The 16,412-nt window shown below is 54.4% G+C and carries 19 protein-coding genes and 4 pseudogenes; 18 read left to right on the top strand and 5 right to left on the bottom strand.

Annotated elements, in window-relative coordinates; genetic code table 11:
- Window positions 1-7 precede the first annotated feature (7 nt).
- The 14 genes and pseudogenes from C3F36_RS13075 to C3F36_RS13010 form a co-directional block, all read left to right on the top strand.
- Entirely contained in the window at window positions 8-436 is a 429-nt protein-coding gene (locus C3F36_RS13075; RefSeq protein ID WP_058395398.1) for a hypothetical protein, read from the top strand.
- Complete coding sequence (locus C3F36_RS13070) at window positions 411-686, top strand: hypothetical protein (protein WP_042048606.1); 276 nt, start codon at window positions 411-413, stop codon at window positions 684-686. The genes C3F36_RS13075 and C3F36_RS13070 overlap by 26 nt, the downstream gene beginning before the upstream one ends.
- Before the next feature lie 124 nt (window positions 687-810).
- Window positions 811-1,308, top strand: coding sequence for a RadC family protein (gene radC, locus C3F36_RS13065; protein WP_024945022.1), 498 nt, complete (start codon window positions 811-813; stop codon window positions 1,306-1,308).
- Window positions 1,305-1,496, top strand: a complete 192-nt coding sequence (locus C3F36_RS13060) for a hypothetical protein (protein WP_024945023.1) — start codon at window positions 1,305-1,307, stop codon at window positions 1,494-1,496. Before radC ends, C3F36_RS13060 begins: the two co-directional genes overlap by 4 nt.
- Window positions 1,497-1,520: 24 nt before the next feature.
- Window positions 1,521-1,859 (top strand): hypothetical protein, encoded by a 339-nt coding sequence (locus C3F36_RS13055; protein ID WP_024945024.1) that lies wholly within the window; start codon window positions 1,521-1,523, stop codon window positions 1,857-1,859.
- Between the two features lie 116 nt (window positions 1,860-1,975).
- Window positions 1,976-2,482 carry a hypothetical protein gene (locus C3F36_RS13050; RefSeq protein WP_024945025.1) on the top strand — a complete coding sequence of 169 codons (507 nt, stop codon included), beginning with the start codon at window positions 1,976-1,978 and terminating at the stop codon, window positions 2,480-2,482.
- Complete coding sequence (locus tag C3F36_RS13045) at window positions 2,482-2,697, top strand: hypothetical protein (protein WP_043851135.1); 216 nt, start codon at window positions 2,482-2,484, stop codon at window positions 2,695-2,697. Before C3F36_RS13050 ends, C3F36_RS13045 begins: the two co-directional genes overlap by 1 nt.
- Window positions 2,694-3,056 (top strand): hypothetical protein, encoded by a 363-nt coding sequence (locus C3F36_RS13040; RefSeq protein ID WP_024945026.1) that lies wholly within the window; start codon window positions 2,694-2,696, stop codon window positions 3,054-3,056. The genes C3F36_RS13045 and C3F36_RS13040 overlap by 4 nt, the downstream gene beginning before the upstream one ends.
- A 79-nt stretch (window positions 3,057-3,135) precedes the next feature.
- Window positions 3,136-3,678 carry a hypothetical protein gene (locus C3F36_RS13035; RefSeq protein WP_024945027.1) on the top strand — a complete coding sequence of 181 codons (543 nt, stop codon included), beginning with the start codon at window positions 3,136-3,138 and terminating at the stop codon, window positions 3,676-3,678.
- Between the two features lies 1 nt (window position 3,679).
- Window positions 3,680-4,021, top strand: a complete 342-nt coding sequence (locus C3F36_RS13030) for a hypothetical protein (protein ID WP_024945028.1) — start codon at window positions 3,680-3,682, stop codon at window positions 4,019-4,021.
- Window positions 4,022-4,051: 30 nt separating this feature from the next.
- Window positions 4,052-4,348, top strand: coding sequence for a hypothetical protein (locus C3F36_RS13025; protein WP_024945029.1), 297 nt, complete (start codon window positions 4,052-4,054; stop codon window positions 4,346-4,348).
- Window positions 4,349-4,437: 89 nt separating this feature from the next.
- Window positions 4,438-4,752 (top strand): hypothetical protein, encoded by a 315-nt coding sequence (locus C3F36_RS13020; RefSeq protein WP_021137999.1) that lies wholly within the window; start codon window positions 4,438-4,440, stop codon window positions 4,750-4,752.
- Window positions 4,753-4,754: 2 nt separating this feature from the next.
- Window positions 4,755-5,159, top strand: coding sequence for a type IV toxin-antitoxin system YeeU family antitoxin (locus C3F36_RS13015; RefSeq protein WP_024945030.1), 405 nt, complete (start codon window positions 4,755-4,757; stop codon window positions 5,157-5,159).
- Between the two features lie 204 nt (window positions 5,160-5,363).
- A pseudogene (locus tag C3F36_RS13010) lies at window positions 5,364-6,172 on the top strand (restriction endonuclease); the annotation flags it as partial.
- A gap of 147 nt (window positions 6,173-6,319) precedes the next feature.
- On the opposite strand, the gene C3F36_RS13005 reads toward C3F36_RS13010, so the two are convergent.
- The 5 genes and pseudogenes from C3F36_RS13005 to C3F36_RS23320 all read right to left on the bottom strand — a co-directional run.
- Window positions 6,320-7,033 carry a M48 family metallopeptidase gene (locus tag C3F36_RS13005; RefSeq protein ID WP_005331303.1) on the bottom strand — a complete coding sequence of 238 codons (714 nt, stop codon included), beginning with the start codon at window positions 7,031-7,033 and terminating at the stop codon, window positions 6,320-6,322.
- A complete protein-coding gene (locus C3F36_RS13000) occupies window positions 7,033-10,164 on the bottom strand; it encodes a type I restriction endonuclease subunit R (protein WP_104455204.1) in 3,132 nt (1,043 codons plus the stop codon). Before C3F36_RS13000 ends, C3F36_RS13005 begins: the two co-directional genes overlap by 1 nt.
- A gap of 74 nt (window positions 10,165-10,238) precedes the next feature.
- Window positions 10,239-11,168 carry a type II toxin-antitoxin system antitoxin DNA ADP-ribosyl glycohydrolase DarG gene (darG, locus tag C3F36_RS12995; protein ID WP_199769590.1) on the bottom strand — a complete coding sequence of 310 codons (930 nt, stop codon included), beginning with the start codon at window positions 11,166-11,168 and terminating at the stop codon, window positions 10,239-10,241.
- A gap of 121 nt (window positions 11,169-11,289) precedes the next feature.
- Window positions 11,290-11,397 (bottom strand): annotated as a pseudogene (locus tag C3F36_RS24170) (Tn3 family transposase); the annotation flags it as partial.
- Window positions 11,398-11,766, bottom strand: a pseudogene (locus C3F36_RS23320) (recombinase family protein); the annotation flags it as partial.
- A 308-nt stretch (window positions 11,767-12,074) separates the two neighbouring features.
- Here C3F36_RS23320 and C3F36_RS12985 point away from each other — a divergent pair.
- From C3F36_RS12985 to C3F36_RS12970, 4 genes and pseudogenes are all read left to right on the top strand, one after another.
- Window positions 12,075-13,652, top strand: coding sequence for a methyl-accepting chemotaxis protein (locus C3F36_RS12985; RefSeq protein WP_024946372.1), 1,578 nt, complete (start codon window positions 12,075-12,077; stop codon window positions 13,650-13,652).
- 127 nt (window positions 13,653-13,779) lie between these two features.
- Window positions 13,780-14,730 (top strand): IS1595-like element ISKpn3 family transposase, encoded by a 951-nt coding sequence (locus C3F36_RS12980; protein WP_043851557.1) that lies wholly within the window; start codon window positions 13,780-13,782, stop codon window positions 14,728-14,730.
- 243 nt (window positions 14,731-14,973) lie between these two features.
- Entirely contained in the window at window positions 14,974-16,203 is a 1,230-nt protein-coding gene (locus tag C3F36_RS12975) for a sensor domain-containing diguanylate cyclase (RefSeq protein WP_005344802.1), read from the top strand.
- A 37-nt stretch (window positions 16,204-16,240) separates the two neighbouring features.
- Window positions 16,241-16,408, top strand: a pseudogene (locus C3F36_RS12970) (IS1595 family transposase); the annotation flags it as partial.
- Window positions 16,409-16,412 lie beyond the last annotated feature (4 nt).

Here is a 16,412-nt window from a genome sequence, read left to right as displayed (position 1 = left end):
GGACACGATGAGCCAAGAATTAGCGCTCTCCCACTACTCACGTCAATGGTTGGGACAAGTTGCCGCCAACGCCAAGATAACCCCTACCCGCAGTAGTCAGCGCTGGCTGCTGCACCTGACACCGGATAGCCCACCAGCCCGCACAGTCACCTTGCAAGTGCGTTGGTCTGGCGTGCAGTGGCAACTGCTCTCCCTCACCAATGCCGAGGACTGGCACACCATGAGCCAGCCCGTGGATGAAATCTGTGTGGACCCTAAGCGTCGCTGTTTCTGGCGCAGCCAGGCAGGAGCCGTCCCACTCTCTGAGCAGCCCCGCGTGCTGGGAAGCTTTATGAGTGACCTGCAGCGTGCCTGCATCCATCACGGCTATCGTGTGGAGAGTGACCCCTTACCCCAAGAGGAGGCACAAGATGCCAAAACAACCGGTAGCCGTTGAACTTGAAGCCATCAATCGTAATGGCGAGACGCAAGTGGTTCGGGGCAGCGCCCTGCCCGTGCACGGCTACGGCGTTTACTTGCGAGCGGTAGAAGCCAGTGGATTGGCGCTGGCTACCTGGATAGCTGACTACGACACTATCGGCCAAGCCTATGAGCTGGCGGAACGGCTGAGCGTTGCGCTCGCTATGCCGCTCACCCTGCAGGTCCCCGGATTGCTGATGCCGGTGAAGCGTGCCCCTACAGCCTGAGCAGGAGCAGAAGCCGCCACCAAGACCAACTGAACTACCCTCAAAGTGAACCAACAACCGCTCTACCTTTAACCCCGACATGCTTCATGCGTGCCGGGGTTTTGTTTATTTGGAGAATTCCACTATGCGTTATCACAAGCTGAAAGCCGGGGAATGCCCCGGCACTTATGTCGTCACTGAACCCGTGACCGAACAAGACCTGCTGCGTATCGCCAACCAGATTGCCCGTAAGCGCTTGGCCAAAGGCACCGCCATTACCAGCACCACCGAGGCCGCCGAGCGGCTGCAAACCCTGCTACAGGACCGGGAGCATGAAGTGTTTGGTGCACTGTTCCTTGACTCCCAACACCGCGTACTGGCTTTTGAGGAACTGTTTCGCGGCACCTTGGACAGCGCCAGCATCTACCCACGGGAAGTAGTCAAGCGGGCCCTGATACTCAACTGCGGGGCCATCATCGCAGTGCACAATCACCCAAGCGGTGACCCTGAACCCAGCCAATCTGACCGGGTCTTTACCCAAGCCCTCAAGGAGGCCTTGGCGCTGGTCGATGTGCGATTGCTCGACCATCTGGTGGTCGGTGCCGAGGGCGTGGTCTCGCTGGCCGAAAGAGGTCAGCTATGACTCTAACCCTAGGTAAGTCACACCTCACCACCCTCGACATCCTCCTCGAGCTGCGCGGCTGGCTTGCAGACAACGTCGAGATGCAGGCCGAGCCTGCCATCGTGGCTCACCTGCCTAACGGCTATCAGCTCACCCAGAGCGATTGTGTCGAGGCCATTGATGCACTGCTCCATCAGCTACGCCCTTAACCGAGCCAAGAAGGGATAAACACCATGCGATTACCCAATCCCTATTCCCTTGAGGAAACCCTCGAGAAGCTACGCCATAGGCTAGCAGCCGCCTGCAACGAGGATGCGCTGACATTGCTGGAGAAGGCCGTCACCAAGGCACATGATGACGAGGCCTATGCCAAGCATTTTGAAGAGACCTTGCTGCAGGGATCCACCATCGAGATCCGCGAGTGTCTCAGCTGCTTTGGTGACTACTTTGAGCGATCCCGAGACACGCCGCCCTATTACCCGCATCACGATGCCGTCAACGGCATTGATGGTGCACTCTACGCCATCCTGTTCGATGCGGCTCTCCCCAGCACAGAGCAGGCGCACGAATAACGCCAGCATTCCCAAACCCGGATCATTAGGTCCAACACCAAGATCCGGATATTCCGATCCCCCCAACAAGGCCACCTCACTACAGGTGGCCTTTTGCATTTCAAGGAGTCATCCCCATGTCTGCTTTCATGATCGATCGCAAGGACTACCTTGCCTTTGCCGTTCAGTTACACCGTTTTTGCAATGCCCCCATGCCACCGCACTACACCCTTGAGCTGCTGCGCTCCCTCTGGTGGAACTCGCCAATGGATGTCACCAGTACCTGGACGTGGCGGGTAGACCGGCTGGTACGGTTGATGATGCTCGCCAACCGGCGGGCAGTCTGGCATCGCTATCAGTTAGGACGCCAGCAAGAGCAGAAGGAACCACGCCAGCACTGCTCGACCAAGCTGGGACAGATTAAACCTGCCCACAGTTACCACCAGGCACCACTCACCGATAGCGAGCTGGTTGCCCTCTACAAATTCACCTGCTGCGCCCTGTACCAATCGAGTGAATGGAGCGGGAGCCCTGAGCAGGCACCTCGGCTTGTGAAGGTACTACAGCAGTTACAGCAAGCGCTGGCGCAAGACGTGCTGACTCGACTGTCACTGTGGGAGCAAGCCACTTGGGGAGAGATGTGATGAACCTTTCCATCACTCTGACAGTGACAAGCTCACCACCGAGCTCAACGGCCCATATAGCCCAGCGTATCGCCGATGACATGGCACACCTGCATCATCGTCTGGGTGATGGGGTCAGTGATGAACTGGGAATCAGCATCAGTTACCTGGTCGAACAGTTTGCGCTGCTGGCAGCGGCCTACCGTTCACCTGCTGAAAGGGAGAATCACCCATGATTGAATTTACCGACAGCTTTAGCCAGGCCGCCGTGGCAGAGGCCATGTGTGCCCATCCAGGGCTTGCCAAGCTCATCAGTCAGCAGTTGATGCTGCCGGGCTTTGCCTATGCCCACGATGTGGAGGGGCGACGTATTGGCGGGCCACTGGTTGCGCCCAACCCGGTGCTGCACAAAACCTCGCTCTTTGTCAGTCCCCGCGATATGCGCGAGTACCTGCCGCGAGAGATTAACTTCGCCCGCTTTCGCTGCGCCTGTAATGCAGTGGGTCAGCCGGTCGGCGAGTGGCAACGGGTAATTGTCGGGGCCTACGTCAACCATGGTAGTAATGACAAGCCGGATTGGAGTAGTCACACCTGAGCCACGGCCACCAGCACACACAAGACCTCTCACAGCCCCTCACGCCGAGGGGCTGTTTGCATTTGAAGGAAACCCCACCATGCACGACCTACGTGATTACAAGACTCTGTCCGCTCGGCAGATCACCACTGCCATCGGTCAGCTCAACCACAACACCGCGCCGAAGATAATGACCCATCTGGCATTACGGGCCAGGCAGCCGCAACCGCTCGGTAATGGCCGTAGCAGAGCCAAGGCCCTCAAGCTGCTGCGCCGGGTCAAGAAGGCTCACCAAGCGGGGCGTATCCAGTTTGAGCTCACCGTGACGGGTTGCCGCATCGACCGGGGGAGCCATCAGGCTGACCGCTATTACTACGACCGCACGCTATTGGCTCAAGGTTGGCAGCAATACGACACCGAGGAAGACGCCTGGTACTTTGGCATCTGGATTAACACCGAGAAGCTGGAGACCTTTACTTACGCCGAGGGGGATACCAGTCATGTAATTGCGCCGAACGTCGAGGCGTTTCGTGCCGAACTGGCGCGGCTCTACCAATACCACCCGCAAGCCCCGGCGTTTATCAGCATCGACCCGGAAGCGGGCGTTGTGACCCACCACTTTGAACGCAAGCCGGAGGTGTGAAATGGCGAAAAACATCACCATCAAGGTGCCCGGCAAACATCCGCAAACCGGCGAGATCACCACCTTCGAGCTCAAGGGTCAGCGCATCGATATCGGCATCGGCGGACAGGCAGTGCCCTTCCTCATTCACGGGAGGGGAATAGGAACGTCCCTCACCCACATCCCGAGTGGCTACCGCATTGCGCTGCTCGGCGGTTGGCTCACTGCTCGTTACGCCATACCTGAAAATAAACCCAGCAGAACGGCCTGCGCCCAGATGGCCATAGACCGACTGGTAGCCCAGTACGGTTCGCTGCATCTGCTGGACCGTCTTAATTGCAAGCCGGTTATCAATCAGCTGTAACCCACAGCCCAGACAACAAGGAGCGATGTAATGACCAACACCATCCCTGCAACACCTGACTCACTGGCAGGCCATTCGGTAATGCAGATGCTGGATGTCGCCATGAGTTCCATCATCGGCGATTACGATGACGCTGACCTGGTACCAGAATGGCAATGGGTCAAGCGTATGGCCTCCCATGAACATGTCGGCGTGAAGGATGACTCCGCCTATGAGTTCACCCTGAACCTGGCCATGGAGCTCGATGCCATCCCGCCAGCACTGCAACCCTTGCTCACTGCTGCCCAGCAGGCCGGTGTGAACTACATCCTGTTTTACAACGGCTAGCCACCGCGACCATCTCATCGCTCATCAACAAACAACATAAAGGGCCAGCCCTCACAGGCTGGCCCCTTGCATCATTGGAGTCACCGAACATGACCCGTCTTATCACCGGACTCGAGGTGCATCGCTATGCCCCCGAGCTCAACAAACTGCACCTGCGAAACCGTCAGACACTACCCGCTCCCGGCATCACCACCATCAAGCAAGCCAAAGCCCGCCTGTTTGCTCGTTGGCAACCTGGGCATCAGGTGACCATCACCGTGAGCCATCCCGACTACATCAATCTTTCTCGGCTCTACCGGGGGCGGCTGACAAACCTGACCGAACTCCCTGAGCACCTGACCAGACTACGCCAGCGCCACAACGTGCCCGGCACCTGCATCGACATTCAACTGAGGTATCGCTAATCATGACCACGACAACCACCCACACCAACAACCAACACCCCGTAGCGCCAGACCACCCCACTCGGATTTTTGCACAGTGGGGTTTGCCCCATACCGTGACGCCACGCTTTGGCGCTCGTCTGATACAGAGTCGCTACCGGCTCGATTTTCTATCCGATCGGGCCAGTCTGATCGGTGAATGGAGTGAGACGCAGATAGCCAAGCTCGACCTGGCTTTCCCGGAGATCATCAAGGCTCTGGAAGCCAAGCTGATAACCGGCGAGCTGGATGCTCAACGTCAGCACTGCATCACTATCCAGCACGGCGGCTTTACCTGCGAAGCCGACACCCTCGGAAGCCATGGCTATGTCTATATCTGTATTTACCCTGCGGCGAGCATGGACGCCAATCCTGACCGCAAGGCGTGACCACACATCCGCTTGTGGTAACATTTTTAAACCTACTCGTCCGTGATAAGTGGGTGGGTCTTGGGGAAGGCCAATTCATGGCCTTCCCTTTTTTTGGTGACGCTGTTTTTTTTGAGGTTGCTCCCAGTGACTTCGATACCAACTGGCCCCAAGCAGGTCGCTGTGACAAGATAAGCCCCTGTTTTATCTCGATCTGGTTGCCCGATGAAAGAAACCCTGCCCAGCTATGAAGCCATGATGCCTGCCGTGCTCAAGGTATTGGCCGATGGTGTCGCCCGCTCTCTACGTGAGGTATTCGAGCGGGTTTGCCAGCACTACGCCTTTACTCCGGAGCAGTTGGCTGACACCTTGCCCAGTGGTCGCCAAACCACGCTGCGCAGCCGGGTTGGCTGGGCCAAGACCTATCTGGTCAAGGCAGGACTCATCGAGCAACCCAAGCGGGGCATTTGCCTTATCACCGAACGGGGTAAGGCGGCGCTAGTCTCGGGACATACTATCGACAACCGCTATCTGGCCCAATTCAACGAGTTCGTGGCGTTTACCCTGGCCTCCAGTGAGAGCGCAGGCAATACGCAACAAGCCATGGCGATCCCGACAGACACGCCAACACCAGAGCAGGCCAGCACCCCTCAAGAGCAGATTGAGCAGGCACTATCTGCCATCAATCGCTCCCTTGCCGATGACCTGCTTGCCGAGATCTTGGGCCTTTCCCCTCGTTTCTTTGAACAGCTGGTGGTCGATCTGATGGTGGCCATGGGCTATGGCGGCAGCCAGCAGGATGCCGCCCGCACCACCCGTTACCAAAGCGATGGCGGCATCGATGGCATCATCAAGGAAGACCGGTTGGGCTCGACTCCATCTACCTGCAGGCAAAGCGCTACACCGACAAAACCGTGGGGCGTCCCGAGATCCAGTCCTTCGCGGGGGCGCTGGATCTGCACAAGGCCCGCAAGGGGGTCTTTATCACCACCTCCAGCTTTAGCCGTGAGGCGCAGGAGTATGTCGGACTGATTGAGAAGCGCATCGTGCTGATCGACGGTGCCCGTCTTGCCGCCCTGATGATCGAATACGGCGTCGGCGTCACTACCCGCCAGACCCTCACCATTAAAACCCTGGATTCAGATTACTTTTTGGAAGAATAAATCGTGGCTAAACCAGCCCTAATACCCCCACCGATTAAATGCCAGCGGCATCTTGTTGAGCTTCTCGCGATGCTCGCGCCAGTTGGGCAGATGGGTATCCATCAGTGTGATAAATCGCTGGTTATGTTTGCGCTCTAACAGGTGAACCAGCTCGTGCACCACAATAAATTCCAGGCATTCGGGGGGCTTCTTGACTAATTCGAGGTTGATCCAGATGCGGGATGTATCTGTTTTGCAGCTCCCCCACATGGTCTTCATCCGTTTGATACCGACAAACGAAGGGGTGACGTTGAGCAAGGCCTGCCACTTGGCCATCAATATCGGCAGCCGCTGGCGTAGCAATTGGCGATACCAGCCCAGTAGCAAGGCTTCTCGCTTCGCGGCGTCATAATGAGCGGGAACCCGCATCCGGATCCACCCCCCTTGTAGCTTGACGCTGTGCGCTCCCTCAACCGGGATCACCTCCAATCGATAGCCCCGTCCCCAAAGGTAGTGCGTCTCGCCGCTGCACATCTGGCGCTCGCTCTGACGTGGCTGCGCCTGAAAGTGGGCCTGTTGCTGCCGGATCCACGGCAAGCGTCTGACCACGGCCATTCTGATGGCCGTCTGTGACAGCGACGCCGGGGCCGAGACGCGCACGCGACCATCAGGGGGCAGCACATTGATGTGCAGGTTCTTGATCCCCTTATGCTGCAACTCCAGCGTGAGCTCACCAATGGTGATCAGGGGCATCAGTGGTACTCCTGCTGCGCTTTCACCAGCTCCATCACCTCGGCAACGGTCACATCGTATCCCTTGGTTTCTTCGGCAATGGCAAACGCGATCTCCCGCTCCTTGAAGCGATCGCCATACCAATCGGCCTTCTTGGTATAACGCACAGCGGTATCAATCCTGGCCACCAGCAGCTCATCCTTGCCCAGATTGTCATAGAGTGCCCGTTTGGCTGCCGTGTCTATGCTCTCTGGGTAGGCGCTCTGGCTATGGCTCTGTGGATATTTCACCTGCTTGGCCAGCTCGCGGACCTTTTCCAGATACTCCTGATAGGAGATGGCCTGCTGGCGGCGCAGATCGATCAGCTCATCGAGCAGCACCGACATCCTCTCGTAGTATTTGGGGTTGACCGGGTTCTCATCGACGATGGTCCGGCGCACGTTGTTTTCAATCGCCTCGGCCATCGACTCCTGATTGTCGCGCATCTCCTTGGGCAACCCATCCAGCGCCTCGGGGCCGCGCTGGATAATGAGCTCCAGCAGCCCCAGCTCCTCAAAGTCCATCAGCGTCTCGCTGGGGTCGGCATCCACCCACAGATCCAGCATCTGGCGCATGCCCGGCTCGAACTGCTTCATATCCACCAGATCACCACTGGCCAGCTTGATCTCATCCCGGACCTTGGCGAAGTGTTCGACCTCCTGCTTGATCGAGGCGGCCTGCGAGGCGCTGTAACCCGCCTCCTCCAGCTCACCCGCCAGATTGGTAAAGGCGCGGATCAACTTGGCCACCAACTGATAGAGGGTCAGCCGCAATGCCTCTTTCTCGCTCAACGTCTCTTCATCGGCTCCCGGCTCACAACAGAAATAATGCTGATAATCGAGTTGCGACTTGGGCGCCTTCACCGGCTCACACAATGCACGGACGGCTTCCAGAGCGTTATCCAGATCCTCTTTGGCCTGCGCCAGTCGATCCTTGAGCAGCCCGGCCACATCCTCCTTGTCATAACCCGCGAAGGCCTCGGCCGTATAGTCGTTGACCGTCTTCTCCAGCGACTTGAACAGGTCTTTGTAATCGATGATGTAGCCGTACTCCTTGTCGTCACCATCCAGCCGATTCACCCGACAGATGGCTTGGAACAGGTTGTGATCAGCCATCTTCTTGTCGATATAGAGGTAGGTGGCAGAGGGGGCATCAAAACCGGTCAGCAGCTTATCCACGACAATGAGCAGCCGCATCTGGCCCGGCTCTTTGATAAAACGCTGCTTGACCAGTTTTTCAAACTCTTCAACCCGCTTAGCCGCCTCATCCTCCGGCTGCTCGAAATAGTCGGCCAGCATCTTGCGATAGATGTTGTACTTGGCCAGCTTCTCCGTCAGCCCCTCGCCCGTCTCCTCGCCCTTGATCTCGCTGGCATTGGGTTGGTAACTGGTGACGATGGCGCACTTGCCAGCAAAACCGGCCTGGCTGAACATCTCGTAACTTTTGCAGGCTTGATAGACGCTGGCGCAGACCAGCATGGCATTGCCACGACCATCGGCCAGCCGGGGCTTGCGCTCGAAGTCGAGCAGAATATCGGCCACTATCTGCTCCAGCCGCGAACGACTGGAGAGCAGCTTCTGCATTGAGGCCCACTTCTGTTTAAGCTGCTGCTTGCCCAGCCGCGAGAGATCCTTGGTCTTGGTATCGAACCACTCATCCACTTTTTTCTGGGATTTGACCCGCTGATCGATATCCCGCGCCTCGTAGCGCAGATCCAGCACCACGCCATCACTCACCGCCTCGTTGAACTTGTAGGTGTGAATGTAGGGGCCAAAGACCTCGATGGACTTTTTTTTGTCCTGCTTCATCAGCGGTGTGCCGGTAAAACCGATAAACAGCGCCTCTGGCAACAGGCTCTTCATAGCCCCATGCAGCTTGCCGGACTGAGTGCGGTGGCACTCATCGACAAACACAAACAGCTGGCCCTTGGGGCTGAAATCCGAGGGCAAGCTGCGGCGCATATCAGCAATAAAATCATCAGAGCTGCCGTCATCTTCGTCATCCGACTCGCCTTCTGGTGTGCGACCGAACTTATGCACTAGGGAGCAGATCAGCCAGGGATTATGGGCATGCAGACGGGTCACCAGATCGGCACCGCTCTTGGTACGCAGGATCTCCTCTTCCACCCCACTGAATACCTTCTCGATCTGCTCATCGAGTTCGGTACGGTCGGTGATGATAAGCACACGGCTGTCGGTCACATTTTCGCGGATCCACTTGGCTAGCCAGACCATGGTCAGGCTCTTGCCGCTGCCTTGGGTGTGCCAGATGATGCCGCCATCCCGGCGGCGGATATAAGCCTTGGCGGCACGGATGCCGAAATACTGGTTATGGCGGCAGGTTTTCTTGGTGCCCGCATCAAACACGATAAAGTCGTGGATCAGCTCCAGAAAGCGCGCCTTACTGCACAACTGCGTCAGATGCTGGTCCAGCAGATTGGCACCCGGCAGATCGACATGGTCGGAATGGATTGGATCGGCTGGCTCTTTCCACTCCAGATAGTATTTCTCGTGGGTTTCGATAGTGCCGTAGCGCACCCCTTGGGTGTCGTTGCCCGCCATCACCAGCTGCATGGTGGTGAAGAAGTTACGGATAAAATCCTTCTTCTGGTTATCCAGGTTCTGGTGGATACCTTCGGAGACAGAGACGGTAGATCGCTTGAGTTCAATGACGCCAAGGGCAATGCCGTTGACATAGAGCACCAGATCCGGCCGTTTCTTATGCTCGCCTTTGACCGTCACCTCTTCGGCAATGGCAAAGTCGTTGGCCTGCGGATTGGCCCAGTCAACAAGCCAGACAGTCTGGTTCTGCTCGCCCGCCCCGACTTTTTCCTTCACGCCATAACGCAGCAGGCGATAGACCTCCTTGTTGGCATCATAGAGGAGGCGCCCTTCGCCCAGGCTCGCCGCCCGATCCAGTTGCCTGAGTACCTTGGGGATCAGCGCCGCGTCCACGCCCCGCCCCACCAGCCAAGCGGTCAGCAGCTCCGGCTCGACATTGCGGTTGTTCTCCCGTGTATGCCAATCCCCCAGATAGCGATAGCCCAGCTCCGCTTGAAATAACTTGATCACGCGGTTCTGGGTTGCCCGCTCCCGTTGGCCAACTGAAATCATGCTCTCTATCCCTGTTATTCTCTCAAGCCGCCGCGACAACCTCGCAGCCACTCTTATTTGTTACACCCACTTCGTTACACCAATCCCTGCTGCAAACGGGTCAAGGCGATCTGCAGGCTGCGATCATCAAACAGCCGCGCCTTGCGATCACCCCACGGGGTTCCCGCTGGCCAGCGGTGCAACCCCTCGCGCAGCGCGCTCAGTGTCGGCGCACAGCCCTCTTCGACCATCAGCCAGTCCACCGTGGCCAATAACTCCATGCCATAGGGCGACTCAAAACCATCGATTAACGCGGTCGTCTGCTCCAGTATCGGTAAAAATGCTTTGGCCTCGGTATTGAGATAAACGGCAAGCTCTTGTTTTTTAGCCTCATTAAACCAGATGACATCAAACGGCTTGCTATCCGGGATGCGCTTGTCGGACTGCAGATAACTGCCGTCCATCGCATTGAGCAGATGGGTCAGATTGTTGGCATAAGGGCCATAACGATGGGCCTTAAACTGCAACTGCAGCGGATCCCCCAGCGGGTTAAGGCCAATGACCCGAGCCAGAAACCAGGCCAGTTTCTGGATCTCCAGCAAGCTGCACTCCATCCCTAAAAACCAGTAGCGACGCACCAGTTCAGCAATCAGGGCCCGGGCCGGAGTCAGCTCCGCCACCCCGCCGCGCTTGGCCACATTTTGGTATTGGCTACTGGGCTCATAGAGCAGGATATCGATATCCAGATCGCCCAGTGCCGTTTCGATCGCCTGTTTGACCTCCGGCCAAGGCAGACCACCGTTGCCAGCCCCCAGTGGTGGAATGGCAATCGAGGAGACCTGCTGCGCCTGTAACCAGGCCCGCAGATCCTGCAAACCGTCCTGGATCCACGCCATCTGTGCCGGATTGCGCCAGTGCTGTTTGGTCGGAAAGTTGACGATCCAGCGCGGCCCTAGCAGCTCAGGGCGAAACAGCCGCTCACAGCTGGCGTAGAAGTTGTTTACATCAACGAGCGCTATAGCCATCACGCTGCCTCAGATTGCCAATCACATGGGTGACCACTCCGAACAACTCCAGGGAGAGACTCATACAAGGGTCGATAGGCGCGAACGCCGGATTGGCTGGCAGCAGCCGCAACCTCGGCTTGCCGGCCTCGACCAACCCCTGGGTGGCGCGCTCCAGGTACACCGTGTTCCACAGCACGATAGCCGCCGTCACCAGGTTGAGGCCGCTGGCCCGGTAGCGCTGCTGCTCACGGATCAGCGCACGCTCGAACTCGGCGAAGGCCCCCATCACCGACAGCATCAGGTTGGCCATCGGCGAGTCCTCGCCGGTGAATACCAGCCCCTCCTTCAAGAACTCGATGCGTACGCCGCGCTGGGTCAGCTTCTGTACAAGGCGGCGCAGGTCGTCGAGGTTGCGGGCCAGACGATCCATGCTGTGCACCACCACGGTGTCGCCCTCGCGGACGAAGCTCAGTAGCGCTTCGAGCTGGGGGCGCTGGGTGTCCTTGCCCGAGGCTTTGTCGGTGAACACCTTGCTCACCTGGGTCTGTTCCAGCTGGCGTTCCGGGTTCTGGTCGAAGCTGCTGACCCGGACGTAGCCGATGCGGTGCCCCTGCACGATGTCTCCTTGGTTGAAGGCGGCTTAAGTGCTCCTTCTGTTCCGTTGTGCCTCAAACCCCGTTTCTGTCAGGCTGAAATCTATGACCTTCGCGGGCATGTGTCAAAAAATGCGAAAGATGACTCTATTCTGACGAAGCGGCGCGGCCTTGCCTGACATCCAGTTAGGGTATAACCTAGATTTACATGCGCAATGCAACCCTTAACTTGCTGCACCTATCGTGTCCATGCTAGCTTTATCGTAACGCTAAAGAAATTGGGCTTAATGCCGAACACAATAAAATAAAACAGCCAACTCTTGAGGCTCTTATGCGCCAGAATTTACCAGTGACGGGTCGAAACTTAGAACTCCCAAAAGATGCCAATATTCTTTCGACTACCTCCCCTCAAAGCCATATCACGTACGTTAATCCTGACTTCATTAAAATCAGTGGTTTCACTGAGGAAGAACTATTAGGCCAGCCTCACAACATCGTAAGACACCCAGATATGCCGCCTGCTGCATTTGAGCATATGTGGAGTACATTAAAATCTGGCCGCTCATGGATGGGGCTAGTAAAAAATCGCTGTAAAAATGGCGACCACTATTGGGTAAGTGCTTATGTAACGCCAATAGCTAAGAATGGTTCGATTGTTGAATACCAGTCTGTAAGGACCAAGCCTGAACCTGAGCAGGTTTTGGCTGCGGAAAAATTATATGCTCAATTGAGAAGCGGGAAGGCCGCGAGGCCGAAATGGGTTGCTAGCTTTTCCGTGAAAATACTCTTGCTCATATGGGGTAGTATTATATCAAGCGCAATGGCTGCCGGCATGCTTACTGATACATCAATAAACAGCTTATTGTTAGCTACTTTAATGTCAGGAAGCTTAAGCTCTGTTAGTGTTTTGGCTATTCTCTCTCCTCTTGGAAGACTGGTTGAAAGAGCCAAGAATATTTCCAATAACCCATTAAGTCAATCCGTCTACACTGGGCGCACCGATGAGTTTGGCCAAATAGAGTTTGCTTTACGAATGATGCAAGCTGAAACAGGCGCCGTAGTAGGTCGCATAGATGATGCATCAAATCGGCTTAGCGAACACACCCGAGGCCTACTAAAGGATATTGAGTCAAGCAATGTACTTACAGTTGAGCAGCAGGCAGAGACAGATCAAATAGCAACGGCAGTAAACCAAATGACTGCAAGCATTCAAGAGGTTGCGAGCAATGCACAGCATGCTGCAGATGCGGCCGGAAGAGCAGACACTGAGACGGCATCTGGCCAGCGTCTGGTAGCCCACACAAGCCAGTCAATCACTGCCCTTGAAGGTGAAATTAGGCAAGCCGCTCAGGTTATTCATGAGCTTGAAGGTCAAAGTAACGAGATATCAAAAATTCTTGACGTTATACGAGGGATCGCCGATCAAACGAATTTGTTGGCACTCAACGCAGCAATTGAGGCCGCGCGTGCTGGTGAGCAGGGGCGTGGTTTTGCTGTTGTCGCCGATGAGGTTCGCAGTCTTGCTGCTCGCACCCAGCAATCGACAACGGATATTCAAAGCATGATCAGCGCTCTACAAGAGCGAGCGCAATCCGCTGTTACAGTCATGGAGCAAAGTGGTCGGCAAGCGCACACGAGTGTAGCTCACGCAGAGGAAGCAGCTACAGCTCTTGATGGAATTGGCCAACGTGTTAACGAAATTACCGACATGAACGCGCAAATAGCGACTGCGGTCGAGCAGCAGGGAGCAGTAAGTGAAGACATCAACCGCAGTATTAACAATATACGCGATGCTGCTGATACCAATGTACAGACCGGGCAGAATAATTTGCAAAGTGCGAAATCTGTCGCTCAGTTAACTAGCGCTCTGAGCGAACTGGCAAAACAGTTTTGGGAAAAACGAGGATAACGCTTTTCAGTATCTCGACAGGGATAACTTACTTTACCATCGGTTATCCCTTCCTGATTACCCATGATTAGCAGTCAGTTACCACGAACTATACTGATCTTACGTACAGTTATCGAGGTGCGAGATCATGGCCAAAAGCAAAATCCAATTCCAGAAAGGCTACAGCCTGTTTGAGTTTCTCAAGGACTATGGCACTGAGGCTCAGTGCGAAAACGCGCTGTTCACTTGGCGTTTTCCTAACGGCTTTGTCTGCCCTGAATGTGCCAACAAGACCTGTTGTCGCCTGAGAAGGCGGCCACGTGTGTGGCAATGCAATCACTGCCGTCACCAGATGTCATTGACTGGAAACACGATTTTCGCAAACACCAAGCTCCCACTGACCAAGTGGTTTCTGGCAATGCACCTGTTGTCACAAACCAAAACAGGCTTGTCAGCGATGGAGCTAAAGCGCCAGTTGGGCGTCAAATATGACACCGCCTGGATGCTCAAGCACAAGCTGCTGCAAGCCATGAAAGAGTCCGATGACAAGCAGCCCATCAGCGGCATCATTCAGCTCGATGATGTCTACTGGGGTGGCGAGCGCCGTGGTGGCAAACGGGGTCGGGGCGCGGCAGGCAAGACGCCGTTTGTGGCAGCAGTGGCCCTGAACAAGGAAGGACATCCAATCAAGATGCGGATGACGGTGGTCGATGGTTTCAAAACCAAGTCCGTTGCTGATTGGGCAAAACGGCATATTGCCAGTGGTAGCGCGGTGATATCCGATGGATTGGCCTGTTTCAAAGCGGTCAAGGAGGCCAATTGTGAGCACCTGGGAGTTGTCACCGGGGGCAACCTGGACTGGCTGGATCATCCGGCATTCAACTGGGTAAACACGATGATAGGAAATGTGAAAAACTCGCTGCGGGGCAGTTGCCATACGCTCGGAGCGAAGCATTTACCAAGGCATCTTGCGGAATACTGCTTCCGGTTTAATCATCGTTTTGACCTCAATAGCATGTTGGTAGAATTGGGGCATGCAGTCGTGGCAAGCCCTCCGATGCCATATCGGCTCTTGAAGCTGGCTGAGGGTCATGGGTAATCAGGTAGCTAATTGATTAAATTCACGATCTTTTTCTGGGATCATGAAGGGGCAAAAATCGCTTTACGGGTCTGATGGCGCTTGCTGCTGAATTTACTGTCGGCGAAGATGATTTGATGACCCATTATGTCACGCTGCGATAGAGATCTAGATGGAGATCACGATCTCAAGGTATTATTCGCATCATCGATTAAACAGACGTTATGCTACAAAAAGTCAACGCAGTACCGATAAGGACAAGATATGAACGATGTAACACTATCAGTTCAACGGTTAGCTTCATACAGAGAAGCCATAAAAAAAATTAAACAAGGCAAATGTTCCTTATCTTTCCCGAAGGATACCAACATAGAATCCATTCTCGATTTTGAATCTGATCTTGTTCAGTTGGCTGCCTGGCTTGATGCCCGACTTGATGGGTTTAATAAAATTCAAGAAATATCCACTGAAATCAGTAAAGGCAGTGTTCTTGATGAGGTTTTAAATCGCATATATGACACATTTCATGAAATAATACCTTACGATAGGATCGGCTGCGCATTAATATCTGATGATTATGAGCGGGTTTTCGCTCATTGGACAAAAAGCAATTACCCAGAAAAAGTAATGATCAAAAATGGATATACTGCTTTTTTAAGTGGTAGTAGTTTAGAGGGGATACTAACCTCGCAACAACCCCGCATTCTTAACGACCTGCAACTATATTTAGCTGAAAACCCTAACTCATTATCAACTAAATTAATAGTTGCTGAAGGCATTCAATCAAGTTTAACCTGCCCGCTCATTGCAGATGGTAAGCCTATCGGTTTCATTTTCTTCTCTAGCAAAGAAAAAAACACATACATTGATGCCCACCAAAAAATATTTATTAACCTTGCAAGGCAAATATCATTTTTAGTCGAAAAAAGCCGTCTTTATCAACGCATCTATGACATAAACAATCAGTTGGTAAATGCATTGGCGCAACTCAAAGAGCAGTCTTCTCGGGATGCACTTACTGGTGTTTTTCATCGGGGCGCTATAATGGAATTCCTAAAAAACACCATCGAAAAAGACACAAGAAAAAAACAGCCTACTACTGTAATACTTGCTGATATAGATCATTTCAAACATGTCAACGACACATATGGTCATGTTGCTGGTGATACAGCGCTGAAGGAGGTCAGTAAAAGTTTAACTAACCACTTAAGGAGTCATGATTGTGTTGGGCGTTATGGTGGTGAGGAGTTTTTAATTATACTGGGTGAAACCAATGCCACAGATGCTCTGTTAATTATAGAGCGTATCCGTCAAGCAATTTCTGATCTAAAGTTTGAAAGGAATGAAGGCAATTTTTCTGTCACCATGAGCTTTGGTATTGCCTGTTCAGATAATACCTCACATATAAAGACTGAAGAAACATTACTACTAGAAGCGGATAGTGCTTTATATCATGCAAAAAACGAAGGTAGAAATCGTGTATGTATCGCATAAAAAGATTTAATTTGGCTTGAATAGTGAGAATCGCGGTTGCCATACGCTCGGAGCGAAGCATTTACCAAGGCATCTTGCGGAATACTGCTTCCGGTTTAATCATCGTTTTGACCTCAATAGCATGTTGGTAGAATTGGGGCATGCAGTCGTGGCAAGCCCTCCGATGCCATATCGACTCTTGAAGCTGGCTGAGGGTCATGGGTAATCAG

Source organism: Aeromonas sp. ASNIH2, from assembly GCF_002934795.1.
Classification (GTDB): Bacteria; Pseudomonadota; Gammaproteobacteria; order Enterobacterales; family Aeromonadaceae; genus Aeromonas; species Aeromonas caviae.
Note: the sequence above shows the minus strand (reverse complement) of the source record. Positions and strands in the feature narration are given on the sequence as shown.

Bases quoted from the DNA above. Each gene is read 5' to 3' on its own strand.
- C3F36_RS13075 (WP_058395398.1), top strand. From the start codon at position 8: ATGAGCCAAGAATTAGCGCTCTCCCACTACTCACGTCAATGGTTGGGA.
- C3F36_RS13070 (WP_042048606.1), top strand. From the start codon at position 411: ATGCCAAAACAACCGGTAGCCGTTGAACTTGAAGCCATCAATCGTAAT.
- radC (WP_024945022.1), top strand. From the start codon at position 811: ATGCGTTATCACAAGCTGAAAGCCGGGGAATGCCCCGGCACTTATGTC.
- C3F36_RS13060 (WP_024945023.1), top strand. From the start codon at position 1,305: ATGACTCTAACCCTAGGTAAGTCACACCTCACCACCCTCGACATCCTC.
- C3F36_RS13055 (WP_024945024.1), top strand. From the start codon at position 1,521: ATGCGATTACCCAATCCCTATTCCCTTGAGGAAACCCTCGAGAAGCTA.
- C3F36_RS13050 (WP_024945025.1), top strand. From the start codon at position 1,976: ATGTCTGCTTTCATGATCGATCGCAAGGACTACCTTGCCTTTGCCGTT.
- C3F36_RS13045 (WP_043851135.1), top strand. From the start codon at position 2,482: ATGAACCTTTCCATCACTCTGACAGTGACAAGCTCACCACCGAGCTCA.
- C3F36_RS13040 (WP_024945026.1), top strand. From the start codon at position 2,694: ATGATTGAATTTACCGACAGCTTTAGCCAGGCCGCCGTGGCAGAGGCC.
- C3F36_RS13035 (WP_024945027.1), top strand. From the start codon at position 3,136: ATGCACGACCTACGTGATTACAAGACTCTGTCCGCTCGGCAGATCACC.
- C3F36_RS13030 (WP_024945028.1), top strand. From the start codon at position 3,680: ATGGCGAAAAACATCACCATCAAGGTGCCCGGCAAACATCCGCAAACC.
- C3F36_RS13025 (WP_024945029.1), top strand. From the start codon at position 4,052: ATGACCAACACCATCCCTGCAACACCTGACTCACTGGCAGGCCATTCG.
- C3F36_RS13020 (WP_021137999.1), top strand. From the start codon at position 4,438: ATGACCCGTCTTATCACCGGACTCGAGGTGCATCGCTATGCCCCCGAG.
- C3F36_RS13015 (WP_024945030.1), top strand. From the start codon at position 4,755: ATGACCACGACAACCACCCACACCAACAACCAACACCCCGTAGCGCCA.
- C3F36_RS13005 (WP_005331303.1), bottom strand. From the start codon at position 7,033: ATGCCCCTGATCACCATTGGTGAGCTCACGCTGGAGTTGCAGCATAAG.
- C3F36_RS13000 (WP_104455204.1), bottom strand. From the start codon at position 10,164: ATGATTTCAGTTGGCCAACGGGAGCGGGCAACCCAGAACCGCGTGATC.
- darG (WP_199769590.1), bottom strand. From the start codon at position 11,168: ATGGCTATAGCGCTCGTTGATGTAAACAACTTCTACGCCAGCTGTGAG.
- C3F36_RS12985 (WP_024946372.1), top strand. From the start codon at position 12,075: ATGCGCCAGAATTTACCAGTGACGGGTCGAAACTTAGAACTCCCAAAA.
- C3F36_RS12980 (WP_043851557.1), top strand. From the start codon at position 13,780: ATGGCCAAAAGCAAAATCCAATTCCAGAAAGGCTACAGCCTGTTTGAG.
- C3F36_RS12975 (WP_005344802.1), top strand. From the start codon at position 14,974: ATGAACGATGTAACACTATCAGTTCAACGGTTAGCTTCATACAGAGAA.